The sequence below is a fragment of the Dyadobacter luteus genome (assembly GCF_003383615.1).
GTDB lineage: Bacteria > Bacteroidota > Bacteroidia > Cytophagales > Spirosomataceae > Dyadobacter > Dyadobacter luteus.
Window position 1 is genome coordinate 178,917 of sequence record NZ_QNUL01000003.1, and the last position, 13,911, is coordinate 192,827.

Below are 13,911 nucleotides of genomic sequence, written 5' to 3' on the forward strand. Positions count from 1 at the left end.
AGTGTGTTTGTGATGCCATTCTGCCCGACAAGCCTGTTAAGGGTCGGTATACGTTCTGGCATAACATTTGCCTTTCATCGTAGCAGAACAATATCAAAAATAACATTTTTTCACAAACTATAAATATGGACAGCACCGATATTAATGAACCTGAAATTTTACAGCATTTTGAAGGAATGGGAGCAATTTGTTACCCCGAAGGAGTATTTTTTCGTGTATGGGCACCTCACGCCGAAAGCGTATCTGTGGTAGGTAATTTTAATGACTGGCAGGATGACAAAAACCCGCTTCAAAAAGAAGAAAATGGATATTGGGGAGGACTTGCTGAAAGTGCAAAGGAAGGTGACGAGTATAAATTTTCCTTGAAAACTCCATCCGGAGATTTCCTGAGAAATGACCCTTACGCTCTGAAAATGACCAATTCTGCCGGTAACGGGATTATATATCGTCATGAATCTTTTGACTGGGAAGACGATCATTTCCAAATCCCCTCCTGGCACGAACTGGTCATTTATGAACTACATATAGGTACATTCAATTCTCCCGGGCCGGATCAGGTGGGAAATCTGTACACTGCGATCGAAAAACTGGGCTACCTGAAGGACATGGGCTTTAATGCAGTAGAACTTATGCCATGCTCTGAATTTCCCGGATCCCGCTCATGGGGCTATAATCCCGCTTCGCCCTTTGCTGTGGAATCGGATTACGGCGGACCGGAAGGACTAAAAACATTTATTAAAGCAGCGCACCAGGCCGGAATAGCAGTGATCATGGATGTCGTGTATAACCATTTCGGACCTTCAGATATGGATCTTTGGCAATTTGATGGATGGTCGGAGAATGACGGCGGTGGTATCTATTTCTATAACGACTGGCGCTCTGAGACACCGTGGGGAAATACAAGACCCGACTATGGACGCGGCGAAGTGAGACAATACATCTACGATAATGCCATGATGTGGCTGAGCGAATACCACGCCGACGGGCTGAGAATGGACATGGTACCTTACATCCGGAATGTAAAAGCAGACGGAAATCCCGGAAATGATATTCCCGAGGGTATATCACTGATGCAATGGATCAATAAAGATATCCGTGAAAAATTCCCGAATCGCATTACGATTGCAGAAGATATGCACTCTCTGGACTTTATAACCAGCTCTGTTGACAAAGGAGGATTAGGTTACGGGTCTCAGTGGGATGCGGATTTTGTACACTCGGTGCGCGATGCAATCATTACGGCCAACGATCAGGACAGAAGCATCGACAGCGTGGTGAAAGCTGTTACCAATATGTATAATGCCGATTCATTTCAGCGTATCGTTTACACAGAATCCCATGATGAAGTCGCCAACGGACAGGCCAGAGTTGCTGAAGAGATTGCGGATGGTGATGTAAACAACTGGTATTCCAAAAAACGTGCTGCTCTTGGAGTAGCTCTTGTACTCACCTCCCCCGGTATTCCGATGATTTTCCAGGGACAACCTTTGCTGGAAGACAAATGGTTCTCAGACAGCGATCCAATAGATTGGAAAAGACTGGAAGAGTTTCATGGATTTGCCATGTTACACCGCGATATGATTCACCTCAGACGCAACTGGTTTGGAGTGACAGGCGGTTTGCAGGGACAGAATGTAGGTATCATTCGTGCAGACGAAGACAAGAAAGTACTGGTGATGCACCGCTGGTCGGGAGGCGGCCCCAAGGACGATGTAGTGGTAGTACTTAATTTTTCTACCGAAACTTTCGATGATTACAAAGTAGGATTTCCGCGTGCGGGCAAGTGGCATCTGCGGTTCAACAGTGATAAAGAAGAGTACGATCCGGAATTCTCCAATATCGCAGTGCATGATATTGATACCCACGAAGGCGAATTCGATAAATGCTCCGTGTACGCATCATTGCAGATTCCTCCCTATTCCGCCCTGATTTTCTCTCAGGAAGAATAAAAAACGATTCAAATTCTTAAAAAACTGCAGCCCGGAAAATACTCCAGGCTGCAGTTTTTTACTTTATAACCCTGAATAAACGATCCCACCGTATTTTATTCAACATACTAACAGGATCGGGATCAATAGACATCCAGACAAAAACTGCCTTTCCTACAATATGGTCTTTCGGTACAAATCCCCAGTAGCGCGAATCTGCGGAATTGTGCCGGTTATCGCCCATCATGAAATAATAATCCTGCTTAAAAGTATATTTCTCCAGAGGCTTCTGGTGGTCAAGCAGTACTCCATCTTTCAATAAGAAGTTTTCATTATCCTCGTAACTAATTATCGCGTCGGCATACAACGCAGCATTTTCGTGGGTCAGCGTAATGGTCGTTCCTTTGCGTGGAATCACAATGGGCCCATATTGATCCTTATTCCACGAAATAATTTCTGAATCGGGAAACAAAAACGGCTCCTTAAGATGCTCCGGCATAAGCACAGGCTCTACACGTTTGACAAAATCGTACGTTTTAAGTTTCTCAGCCATCGCATTGGTGGCTTTGATAATATAGCCAGGCTCATCATTCAAAGGGATGCTGTCACCGAATGTCTCTGTATACTGCGTGTAATCTACAACCCCATTTTTTTTGAAAATATTCAGTTCATTCACGGGCCCACCAGTAGAAATAAAATATTCATCCTGCAATCTGGCAGGTCTTTCCTGTTGTTTTCCATTCACTAAAACCTGCCCGTTAATGATGCGCATTGTGTCTCCTGGTGTTGCCACACATCGCTTGATATAATTGGTTCTTAAATCAGCAGGATGAGGTTTAAGACCCGGCAATACATTTGAGAATTTCTGGTAGAGATCCGGATGTTCAACCGGCAGGTTAAACACAACCACATCACCTTTTTTAACATCCGAGAATCCTGGCAGACGATAAGAAGGTAACTTAATCCAATCCAGATAGGATGGAATTTCAGTACCCCAAATTGTCTGATGCGTTAATGGAACCTGAAGTGGTGTCACAGGTGTGGTTGTGCCATAATGCAGACGACTCACAAACAGATAATCACCAACCAAAAGGCTATTTTCCATCGACGGGGTGGGAATCACAAAAGCACTAAAAAACAGCCACCTGATTAAAGTGGCTGCAGTAACAGCAAACAGCACAGACTCCAGCCATTCTCTCAGGCCGGATTTTTCCTTCTTCTCAATCTTCTTTTCTTTAGTTTCAACTTCCATGGCTAAAATTGATTTTCGCCAAGTTATAGTTTTCAATATAAAATATCAATTTTTATATAAAATTTTTATTTATATGTAACATGCCACAAAAAAAGAGCTACCGGATTGGCAGCTCTTCTTGTTCAGAATATCAATTATCTTAGTTGATCACGCGGAATAAACGGCTCCAGCGAATCTTACTTAGCAGACTTGTAGGATTAGGATCGATTGACATCCAAACGAATACTGCTTTACCTACGATATGATCCTTCGGCACAAATCCCCAATAACGGGAATCAGCAGAATTGTGGCGGTTATCTCCCATCATGAAATAATAGTCCTGCTTGAAAGTATAACTTGTAACAGCCTTACCAGAAATTTTAAGTGATTTGTCATCAAATTCCACACCTTCATTTCCTTCATAACTTTTGATCACGTTTCCGTACAAAGCTATATTTTCCGGTGTCAGATTAACAGTTACACCTTCTTTCGGAACAGAAACCGGTCCATAGTTATCACGATTCCATTTGAAGAGCTGAGAGTTAGGGAACAGCATTGGTTCACTGATTTCCTTTGGCGACTTCACAACAGTTACCCCTTTGACAAAATCATAACTTTTCAACTTCTCAGCGATTTCACTTGTAGTAAAAACGATGTATCCGTTTTGGTCATTTGCAGGGATCGTATCGTTGAATGTCTCTGTGTAGGAATTATACTCGGATATGCCATTCTCTTTAAATACTTTCTCTTCGTTAACCGCTGTGCTCGTTGCCACGAAATATTCATCTTCCATTCTCGGAGGATTTTCCATTGCTACACCATTGGCATATACCTGCAAATCGCGCACTTCAATCTTATCTCCCGGCAAACCAACGCAGCGTTTGATGTAATTGGTTTTCAAATCGACCGGATGCTGAAGTTCCGGCGGATAGTTAAACACAACCACATCTCCTCTTTTCACTTCACTGAATCCTGGCAGCCTGTACTGGGGCAATTGAATCGCATCTGTGTAAGAAGGAATGTTAGTTCCCCAGATTGTCTGGTGGGTCAGCGGCACCTGCAAAGGCGTTTTAGGCGTACGTGTGCCGTAATGTAACTTGCTTACAAAAAGAAAATCTCCAACCAGTAAGCTGTTTTCCATCGAAGGCGTTGGAATGGTAAAAGCTTCAAAAAACAGCCAGCGGATCAACGTGGCGGCAACAACTGCAAAAAGTACCGAATCAAACCATTCTCTGGCGGCAGATTTTTTATTTTTTTGTGACACAGGATTAGAGGTAAGTTCTTTATTAATAGACATGCAATATTTAATTGAACGTTAACGGTTAATCAAGATTACTCAAAAGATCATCCATACCGAAGACTCCTTTTTTACCCACCAACCATTCGGCAGATACAACAGCGCCGGATGCAAACCCTTGTCTGTTGTGTGCAGTGTGCGAGATTTCGATACTATCTACATGTGAATCGTATCTGATAATATGCGTACCCGGCACTTCACCCTGGCGTTCTGCGGTGATAGAGACAAAGCCTTCACTTTCCTGCGGTGCAAGTTTCCAGCCTTTAATAGCATCCGCTTCAGCACTAATTCCTTCGGCAAGCGTTATCGCAGTACCGCTTGGGGCATCCAGTTTATGGATATGGTGAATCTCTGTCATGGACGCAGTGTAACCTTGTCCATTCATCAATTTGGCCAACTGGCGATTGAGACGGAAGAAAAGATTAACGCCAATGCTATAGTTCGAAGCGTAAAAGAAAGCTCCGCCTTTTTCCTGGCACAATGCTTCAATTTCTGAGCGATGTTCCAGCCATCCGGTTGTGCCGCATACGATCGGCCAACCTTTTTCAAGACAGTACTTTATGTTTGTATATGCCGACTCAGGCGAACTGAATTCTATGGCAACATCCACGTCACCTGCAGTAAGTTTGTCCATATCCGTTCTATTCTGAACGTCAATTCTTCCTACAATTGTATGTCCTTTATCCAATGCAATCTTTTCGATTGTCTTGCCCATTTTGCCGTAGCCAAGCAGTAATATCTTCATTTTCTGATCTGAACCGCAGCCTGTTTGCCTTGGCACTATTTACTTTATTAAAAAATCGTATACTTCCTATTTAATACTGAATACAAGTCTCAACCCGGGAGTTGGCTCCCTCATCAAAGGTTGACTGATTTTGGGCTCTACCCTTAATGAAAGATCGTCGGATAAATCAAACGTTTTTAAGTGAGCAGCCACATTTGCTTCAATAATGGTTAGCGAATAAATAAGCCCGGCTACAATGATAGACAGGTTCTTGTTTCTTCGCCAGTAATTTTTTTGTCTTTCAATCTGATCCTTGGTGGCAGTACGTATTTCACTTTCTGTGTTAAACAGGTTTCGTACTTTCACTTCATTGGTTGTCATTCCCGGTCTTAGCGTTCCATAAGCAGAATCCTGTTTGGAGACATTTAAAACATAGAATCCAAGATAAGCCGAAAGAAAATCATTGTATTTCAACCTGTTTAAATTCCACGCATATACCCCGCCACCAATTGAAAGGTAAATAATAGGCAATTTCCAGTAATCTCTATTGTAGGCTTGCCCTCCTCCGGGAATCAACGCAAGTCGTGTAGCGATTTTAGGATTAGGCATAAACTTCTTTTTGCCATTTTTCCCTAATAGTGAATCTACAACCGCCACAACTGCACTGTCCGAAACAACTGCCGTTCGGGGAACGGTCTTAACAGTGTCTTTTGCTGTTTTTTGACTCATCCCTACCAAAGGTCCTAACAACACTGCCATTAACAAAAACCACTTTTTCAAGCTTTCCCCTCAAATTTTAGTGTTTGCAATATTTTCTCCAGCTCTTCCTTCGATTCAAAAGGGATCTTAATTTCACCCTTATTATCACTATCGCTTTTCACCGAAACTTTGGCGCCGAAAAACGAGGATAACTGAAACTGTAGCGTCTTAAATTCATGCTTAACCGGAACTACTTTCTTAGGCTCTTCCGTGATAGCACTAAGCATGCCCAGTTTCCGTACTTCTTCCTCTACTTTCCTTACAGACCAGCCTTCTTCAATGATTTTGTTAAAGATTTTCAGCTGACTCATATCGCTGTTGATCGTAATAATCGCCCTGGCATGTCCCATGCTGATCTGATTGTCACGCAGCGCCGCCTGAATTACCGGTGGAAGTTTAAGCAGGCGGATATAATTATTAACCGTAGTCCTGTTTTTTCCTACACGTATACCAAGCTCCTCCTGCTTCAGATTACATTCCAGGATCAAACGCTGGTAGCTCAATGCAATCTCTATCGAGTTGAGGTTTTCGCGTTGAATATTCTCGATCAATGCCATTTCAAGCATTTGCTGATCGTCGGCAGTCCGGACATAAGCTGGAATACTTGACAGTCCAATGGAGCGGGATGCCTGAAGACGTCGTTCACCTGATATAAGCTGATACGAATCGTCACCGGTTTTACGCACCGTAATAGGCTGAATGATACCCTGAATACGGATAGAATCAGCAAGCTCCTGTAACGCTTCCTGATCAAAGCGAGTACGTGGCTGATAAGGATTCGCCTCTATTAAAGTGATGTCCAGATCACTCATTGAGCCAACCACATCTGTAACTGCCAGCCTGGTAGGAGTAGCACGCGGCGGATTTACCTTTTCCGAATCCTGTAAAAGCGCACCTAATCCGCGGCCTAGGCCTGTCATTCTTTTATTTTTATTTGTTGCATCCATGTATGCTATCCGCTAACCTGTTCCCTATCAATTAACTCCTAACTGCCTGTCAGAAGATAGCAATCCGTTTTTAGAAAGAATTTCCCTTGCCAAGTTCAGATAACTTACCGCACCCTTACTGTCAGCATCCTGCGCCATAACCGGAATTCCGAAACTCGGAGCTTCGCTAATTCTGACGTTGCGTGGAATAATGGTATTGAAAACCAAAGATTCAAAGTGGCTTGTTACCTCATTAACGACCTGATTAGACAAACGAAGACGTAAATCGTACATGGTCAGCAGGATTCCTTCAATCACCAGCCCTGTATTCAATCGTGATTGTATAATTGTAATCGTATTAAGCAACTTACCGAGTCCCTCCAATGCAAAGTATTCGCATTGTACAGGTATCACTACCGAATCGGCTGCTGTAAGACTGTTTATTGTGATTAGCCCGAGAGATGGTGAGCAATCAATGATTATAAAGTCGTAGTTATCTCTTACCTCAGCTATCGCATCCTTCATGCGAAGTTCACGATTTTTAAGGTTGATCATTTCAATTTCTGCTCCGACAAGATCTATGTGTGAGGGCAAAAGATGCAGATTTGGAAAATCTGTTTCAAGAACGATGTCTGCTGTTTTTGCCTGCTCTACCATACATTCGTAGATACTGTTTTCCATTTCCTGTGGATTAAATCCAAGACCGGATGTAGAATTGGCCTGAGGATCTGCATCAATCAGCAGTGTCCGGAATTCAAGTGCCGCCAAACTGGCAGCCAGATTAATAGCAGTGGTGGTTTTGCCAACTCCACCCTTTTGATTTGCGATTGCAATTACTTTGCCCATGTATTCATGTGAGTTACCCGATTCAAATTTCCACTATTCAGGGCAAACCACCAAAAAATGTTCCACGGACTTTCAATAAAATGATTTAAACAATTAAAAATCAGATCATTGACAAATATTATTATTTAGTTAAAAATTCTTAACAGAAAAAAACAGGGGGTGTTTCACGCCCAAACCTCGGTTCCTTCCGTACAGTTTTTGCACATTTCAATCTCTGAACGGGAACGTATCAGGGATGCACGAAAATCAGTATACTTTTTACCTTTCCATAATTGGGTGAAGGTTTCCCGCTTCATATCGCCGAGCTTGTATTCTGCATCTTTATCAAAGCAGCACGGAACCACAGCTCCATCCCAGGTGATGACACATGAATGCCACATTTTCCAACAATGATCTACAAACTTGTTTTTGATAGAAAAACCTCCTGCATCATTCTTCTTGTAGCGCGAATATTTGTCGACTGTCGGTATCAGGTCCGAGCCTTCTTCATAATCATAAATCTGTGCGGTTTTTAATCCAACCTCATCCACACCCATATCCAGAGCGAGCTTCTTCACATCCTCAATCTGATGTTCGTTGGGCTTCACCACCAGAAACTGAAAAATAACGTGTGGCGTGCTGGATTTAAGCTCTTTCTTCCATTTGATGATATTTCGGGTTCCTTCCAGCACCTTTTCCAGATTCCCTCCGATACGGTATTGCTCATATACATCCTGCGTGGTTCCGTCAATCGAAATAATGATTCTGTCCAGACCCGACTCAACTGTTTTCTTTGCCTTCTCGTCTGTGAGGTAATGCGCGTTGGTAGATGTAGCAGTATAAATACCTTTCTTGTGCGCGTAATTGACCAGTTCGAAGAATTTGGGATGCAGATAGGGTTCACCCTGAAAATAGAAAATAAGGTAAAGCAACCTGTCCGCTAATTCATCAATCGTTTTTTTATACAGTTTCTCCTCCATCATTCCGGTAGGCCGGGTAAAGGACCGAAGCCCGCTGGGACATTCCGGGCAGCGTAAATTGCAGGATGTAGTAGGCTCGAAAGAGATAGCGATGGGCATACCCCAGTGAACGGGCTGCCCTGTTGCCTTTGAATAAAAATAACTACCCAAAATCTGAAGCGCATTCCACGCCCTCTTAGGCGTAACTTTTGACATCAGATTTAACCCATCCTTAAAATTTTTATTCATCAATGATAGCTTTTAGCTGTTGGTCATGGGCCAATAGCTGTGTTTTCAATCAGGATTTAGTTAAGAGCGGTTGTTCGGTCGATTTAGCCCTATCACTTTTCAAACTCTCTCAGGTTTAAATCATTATCCTTCATCACCTACCCAACTGGTATACCAGTTGTGTGTTTGATCTCCGATATAACGAAGTAACTACTGATATGTAACACACTACTCAGGGCAGAAAGTTTAAGTTGATAGAATTGATTATAATCCTCGGAATCAGAAACGACTACTTTTAGCATATAATCAAAGTTACCCGACACCACCGAACATTCCAGCACCTCAGGCATTCCCGCAATAGCCTTATTGAACTCTTCAAAACTCTCTTTCCTTTGTTTGTCCAGCGTAACATGGCAGTAAACCAGAAGAGATTTGCCCAGCTTTCGTCTGTTAAGCAGACATACATATTTTTCAATAAACCCCTCCCGTTCCATTTTGCGGATTCGTTCATGAACCGGCGTAACAGACAGATTAATTCTGCTGGCGATCTCTTTGATCGTCATGTGTGCATTTTCCTGCAACAATTCCAATATTTTTTTATCGGTGGCGTCCGGTTGCATAAAGTATTTTTTATTGTATGACTTCCTCAGCAGTCAGCCTGGGAGATTATTTTTCCACAAAAGTCAGAAAAAATAGTTTTGTTTTCTATTCAACGTTCATTTTGAAGGATCATTTTCCGCAATCAAGTAATTTTGGGATAAATAAAACTCTATTTCAAGCCTAAAACTTCTTACCAATGATAATTGGCGTTCCCAAGGAAATTAAAAATAACGAAAACCGTGTAGCAGTGACTCCTGCTGGTGTAACTGAGTTTGTTAAAAACGGACATACTATTTATGTTCAGAGCGAAGCGGGTAAAGGAAGCGGGTTCTCTGATGCGCAATATGCGGATGCAGGAGCGGTCATTTTGCCAACCATTGAAGAAGTTTATGCAATCGCTGAAATGATTGTGAAGGTAAAAGAGCCTATCGCAAGCGAATACCCCCTTATCAAGGAAAACCAACTCCTTTTCACCTACTTCCACTTTGCATCGTCTGAGCCTCTTACAAAGGCTATGATCGAACGCAAAGCAATTTGTCTTGCCTACGAAACAGTAGAAAAAACAGACAGAAGTTTGCCTTTACTTGTACCTATGAGTGAAGTAGCGGGCCGCATGGCAATTCAGGAAGGCGCCAAATACCTCGAAAAACCAATGGGTGGCTTCGGTATTCTTCTTGGAGGTGTAGCCGGTGTGAAGCCAGCAAACGTATTGGTACTTGGTGGTGGAATCGTAGGAACACAGTCTGCAAAAATGGCTGCAGGTTTGGGAGCTAATGTAACCATTATGGATATCAGCCTTCCAAGATTGAGATACCTGGAAGACATTATGCCTGCAAACGTTGACACGGTGATGTCCAACGAATATAATATCCGCGAATTGATTCAGAGTACAAATCTGATCATCGGTGGCGTGTTGATACCAGGTGCAAAAGCGCCTTCTCTGATTACCCGCGATATGCTGAAATTGATGAAGCCGGGAACTGTTATGGTGGATGTTGCGATCGATCAGGGAGGTTGCTTTGAAACATCACATGCAACTACGCATGAAGATCCGATCTACGAAGTGGATGGCGTTGTACATTACTGCGTAGCCAATATGCCGGGAGCAGTTCCTTATACGTCTACATTGGCTCTTACTAATGCCACCTTGCCCTATGCTATTCAATTGGCTAATAAAGGCTGGAAAGCAGCATGCACGAGCAACGAAGAATTGAAAAAAGGACTTAACGTTGTAGGTGGTAAGATCGTTTTCAAAGGCGTTTCTGATGCATGGAACCTGCCTTATTCTGATGTAAGCGAAGTACTTTAAGCGTGCCTAATAAATATTATCACGAATCAATTTGTAAGCGTATTTTGCCATCAGCTTTCGGCGGCTGGCGATCGGCTAAAAAGTGGTTTCCGGGATAGGTTTGATAGCCGATAGCTGACAGCCGATAGCAAAAATTCTATTCGTGATAATGTCTAATAATACAAAAGCCGCCTTCTGCATATCGTAGAGGCGGCTTTTGTATTTATTATCAAATCCTACAAGCCAAAGTTTTTGGATATACCGAAACCTGCGCCACTGCCAAAATGAAGGCCAAAGTCTGAGCTTCCTGATGACGCACCTTTTACCTTACTTGTACTGAGTGCCAGGCTTCCGAAGTTAAAATTCAACGCAAATCCATTTTTCAGGTTGACGCCGATTGCAGGGAATAATTCCCCCTGAAATCCATTGGATTTAATACCTGCAGTTTTTCCTGAAACCATGCTAGCATTGAATTGCCCGTAGACTGCAAATATATCGGACAGAGGATAAGCGTAACGTATAAAAGGACCTGCTCCGAAGGTACTGCTTTTCACCGACGGACTTCCCTGTTTCCAGCTTTCAGTTCTCAGATTTACCCCGGCCGTCCAGTTATCATTGAACTGATAACCAACCCCTGGTGTGAGTTTAAAACTCGTTGTTTTTACATCGGCAGCGGACTTACCGGAAGTAATACCCAAGTCTCCGTAAACCAATAATGTGTTTTTCTGTGCTTGTGCTACCAATCCCGCTGTGGCCAATAGCGCAGTGAAGATGATTTTTTTCATGATATAGTTGTGTATTAAAAAGTGCTTTCCCGAAATAAGAAAATCGGTCTTAATACGACTGCTGCCATAGAAAGTAACGTATTGTTAACATTAGCCGCAGAAATGGCACTGAAAAACATTTATTGTAACTCTTAGCGACCGCTCGGTTTCTAAAAATATTACAATTTTATTTTCTCTAATATTGCATATCCGAATATTATCCTTACTTTTGCATAAAATTTGAACGAACATCCGTTCGCTTCTCTGCTTCATATATGGTTTTGGTGCGAAAAATGCACTGCCAGCATTAAACCGTCCTGCTGGTCATTACCGTTCGTCATGCAGAGCCCCACGGATTGTTTGTGGTTGGTGGGCTTTTGCGCAATCCCCTTTAATAAAAGATAACTGGTCGTATTTCTGTAGGCTGGCATTGAGTTTGTAATAACTTACTGCTGCTTATCCGAAGACATGCCTTGCATATTGCGTCTTACAAATTCAGACTACTCACTCAAATTTTTAGATTTAACAATCTATAAGTCACTGTATTTACATAAGAATTTAATAACAATTAAGATAGAATGACAACTGAAACAATTGAAACTTTTGAGACCTTCGCTGATCTTGGGCTCTCAGAAAACACCCTTAAGGCCTTAAATGAAATGGGTTTCGAAAAACCCTCTCCTATCCAGGCGCAAGGTATTCCAGCTGTAATGAGTGGTGCTGACATGATTGGTCAGGCTCAAACAGGAACTGGAAAAACTGCCGCGTTTGGTATTCCTGTACTTGAAAGAATTGATACTGCTAACAATGCCGTTCAGGCACTTATACTTTGCCCTACACGTGAACTTGCGGTGCAGGTTTCTGAAGAACTTGGACGTCTTGCAAAACACCACAGAGGTGTAAGAATCGAAGCTATTTACGGTGGAGATTCAATAGACCGCCAGATTCGCTCTCTGAAAAGAGGTGTTCATATCGTGGTAGGAACTCCTGGTCGTGTAATGGATCACATGGAACGTCGTACTTTGAAATTTGACGAAGTTCGTATGATGGTTCTTGACGAAGCGGATGAAATGTTGGACATGGGTTTCCGTGAAGACATCGAAAGCATTCTTGCTGAAATGCCGGAAGACCGTCAGACTATTTTGTTCTCGGCTACAATGTCGAAACCGATCATGTCTATCACGAAACGTTTCCTTCATGACCCTGTTTTGATTAAAGTAGTTCGTAATGAACTTACTAACGTCAACATTGAGCAGGTATGCTTTGAAGTAAAACCGCAGGCGAAAGTGGAGGTAATGACTCGTCTTATCGATATGTACCACCTGAAATCACTTCTTGTGTTCTGTAACACAAAACGCAAGGTGGATGAGATCGTTGAAGATCTTCAGCTTCGTGGTTACGCATCAGAAGGTATCCACGGTGATTTGCGTCAGCAGCAAAGAAGCAACGTAATGAGCAAATTCAAGGCGGGTGTTACTACCATTCTTGTTGCAACAGACGTAGCAGCGCGCGGTATCGATGTGAGCGGATTGGATGGCGTAATTAACTACGATATTCCATTGGATGAAGAGTATTACGTACACCGTATCGGTCGTACAGGCCGCGCCGGAATGTCAGGAAAAGCTTTTTCTCTGGTAGCACGTGATGAAAAATTCCGTCTTAAAACTATCGAAAACTATACAAAGGTAAAAATCGAAAAAGGAGTAATTCCTTCTTTTGAAGATATCGTTGGTGTTCGTAAAGCCCGTTTTGTTGAAAAAATTGCAGCAACTATTCAGGAAAGCAGCGATGCTGACTTGTACGGTGATGTTCTTGAAATGCTTCATCACAGCGGTTTCTCTACTGAGCAAGTCGTAGGTGCAATGGCTAAGCAGATCATGGGTGTTCAGAAAAACGAGTACTCTGACAGCAACCTGGCATGGGAAGAAAGACGTGGCGGTGAACGCCCTGAACGTGGTGGTGATCGCCGTGGCGGTGATCGCGACAGCCGTGGTGGCAGTCGTTTTGAAAGAGGCGGAAGAGATGACCGTCGCGGAGGAAGAGAAGATCGTTTCGCTCCTCGTTCTGACTCACGCAGAGAAGGCGGAAGAGAAGAAAGACGTACAGGATCGGCTACGCCTGAAGCCGGTATGACCCGTTTGTTCCTGAGCCTTGGCCGTAAGGATCACATCATGCCAAAAGACATCGTTGGTGCCATTGCCGGAGAAGCTAACATTCCCGGAAAGACAATCGGAGCGATTGATATTTATGACAAATTTACTTTTGTAGACGTTCCTGAGCGTGATGCCCGTGCTGTGTTACGTGCTATGGATGGCAATACAATCAAAGGAAAACCTGTTCAGATTGACATCGCGAAATAAGCGGTTGTAACAACTGATTGAT

At 42.9% G+C, this 13,911-nt stretch carries 12 protein-coding genes; 3 read left to right on the top strand and 9 right to left on the bottom strand.

Translation table 11 applies throughout. The annotated features are described in order from the left end of the window. Positions 1-125: 125 nt before the first annotated feature. Positions 126-1,949: an alpha-amylase family glycosyl hydrolase gene (locus DSL64_RS05880; RefSeq protein ID WP_115829734.1), complete on the top strand. Its 1,824-nt coding sequence runs from the start codon at positions 126-128 to the stop codon at positions 1,947-1,949. Positions 1,950-2,007: 58 nt separating this feature from the next. Here DSL64_RS05880 and lepB (DSL64_RS05885) read toward each other — a convergent pair whose 3' ends face one another. The 8 genes from lepB (DSL64_RS05885) to DSL64_RS05920 form a co-directional block, all read right to left on the bottom strand. Beyond that, positions 2,008-3,180 (bottom strand): signal peptidase I, encoded by a 1,173-nt coding sequence (lepB, locus tag DSL64_RS05885; RefSeq protein WP_115829735.1) that lies wholly within the window; start codon positions 3,178-3,180, stop codon positions 2,008-2,010. A gap of 139 nt (positions 3,181-3,319) precedes the next feature. Beyond that, positions 3,320-4,456: a signal peptidase I gene (gene lepB / locus DSL64_RS05890; protein WP_115829736.1), complete on the bottom strand. Its 1,137-nt coding sequence runs from the start codon at positions 4,454-4,456 to the stop codon at positions 3,320-3,322. A gap of 25 nt (positions 4,457-4,481) precedes the next feature. Then, positions 4,482-5,201, bottom strand: coding sequence for a 4-hydroxy-tetrahydrodipicolinate reductase (dapB, locus tag DSL64_RS05895; protein WP_115829903.1), 720 nt, complete (start codon positions 5,199-5,201; stop codon positions 4,482-4,484). A gap of 66 nt (positions 5,202-5,267) precedes the next feature. After that, a complete protein-coding gene (locus DSL64_RS05900) occupies positions 5,268-5,960 on the bottom strand; it encodes a DUF5683 domain-containing protein (RefSeq protein WP_147300340.1) in 693 nt (230 codons plus the stop codon). Further along, positions 5,957-6,886, bottom strand: coding sequence for a ParB/RepB/Spo0J family partition protein (locus tag DSL64_RS05905; protein ID WP_115829738.1), 930 nt, complete (start codon positions 6,884-6,886; stop codon positions 5,957-5,959). The genes DSL64_RS05900 and DSL64_RS05905 overlap by 4 nt, the downstream gene beginning before the upstream one ends. A gap of 27 nt (positions 6,887-6,913) precedes the next feature. Continuing rightward, entirely contained in the window at positions 6,914-7,711 is a 798-nt protein-coding gene (locus tag DSL64_RS05910) for a ParA family protein (protein ID WP_115829739.1), read from the bottom strand. A gap of 164 nt (positions 7,712-7,875) precedes the next feature. Beyond that, positions 7,876-8,898, bottom strand: coding sequence for a radical SAM protein (locus DSL64_RS05915; RefSeq protein WP_115829740.1), 1,023 nt, complete (start codon positions 8,896-8,898; stop codon positions 7,876-7,878). A gap of 137 nt (positions 8,899-9,035) precedes the next feature. Then, positions 9,036-9,497, bottom strand: a complete 462-nt coding sequence (locus tag DSL64_RS05920) for an Lrp/AsnC family transcriptional regulator (protein WP_115829741.1) — start codon at positions 9,495-9,497, stop codon at positions 9,036-9,038. A 176-nt stretch (positions 9,498-9,673) separates the two neighbouring features. Here DSL64_RS05920 and ald point away from each other — a divergent pair, with 176 nt between their 5' ends. Next, positions 9,674-10,786 carry an alanine dehydrogenase gene (ald, locus tag DSL64_RS05925; protein ID WP_115829742.1) on the top strand — a complete coding sequence of 371 codons (1,113 nt, stop codon included), beginning with the start codon at positions 9,674-9,676 and terminating at the stop codon, positions 10,784-10,786. A gap of 215 nt (positions 10,787-11,001) precedes the next feature. Here ald and DSL64_RS05930 read toward each other — a convergent pair whose 3' ends face one another. Continuing rightward, positions 11,002-11,550 (bottom strand): outer membrane beta-barrel protein, encoded by a 549-nt coding sequence (locus tag DSL64_RS05930; RefSeq protein ID WP_115829743.1) that lies wholly within the window; start codon positions 11,548-11,550, stop codon positions 11,002-11,004. A gap of 557 nt (positions 11,551-12,107) precedes the next feature. Between DSL64_RS05930 and DSL64_RS05935 the strand changes: the two genes are divergently transcribed. Further along, complete coding sequence (locus DSL64_RS05935; RefSeq protein ID WP_115829744.1) at positions 12,108-13,889, top strand: DEAD/DEAH box helicase; 1,782 nt, start codon at positions 12,108-12,110, stop codon at positions 13,887-13,889. The last annotated feature ends 22 nt before the right edge of the window (positions 13,890-13,911 follow it).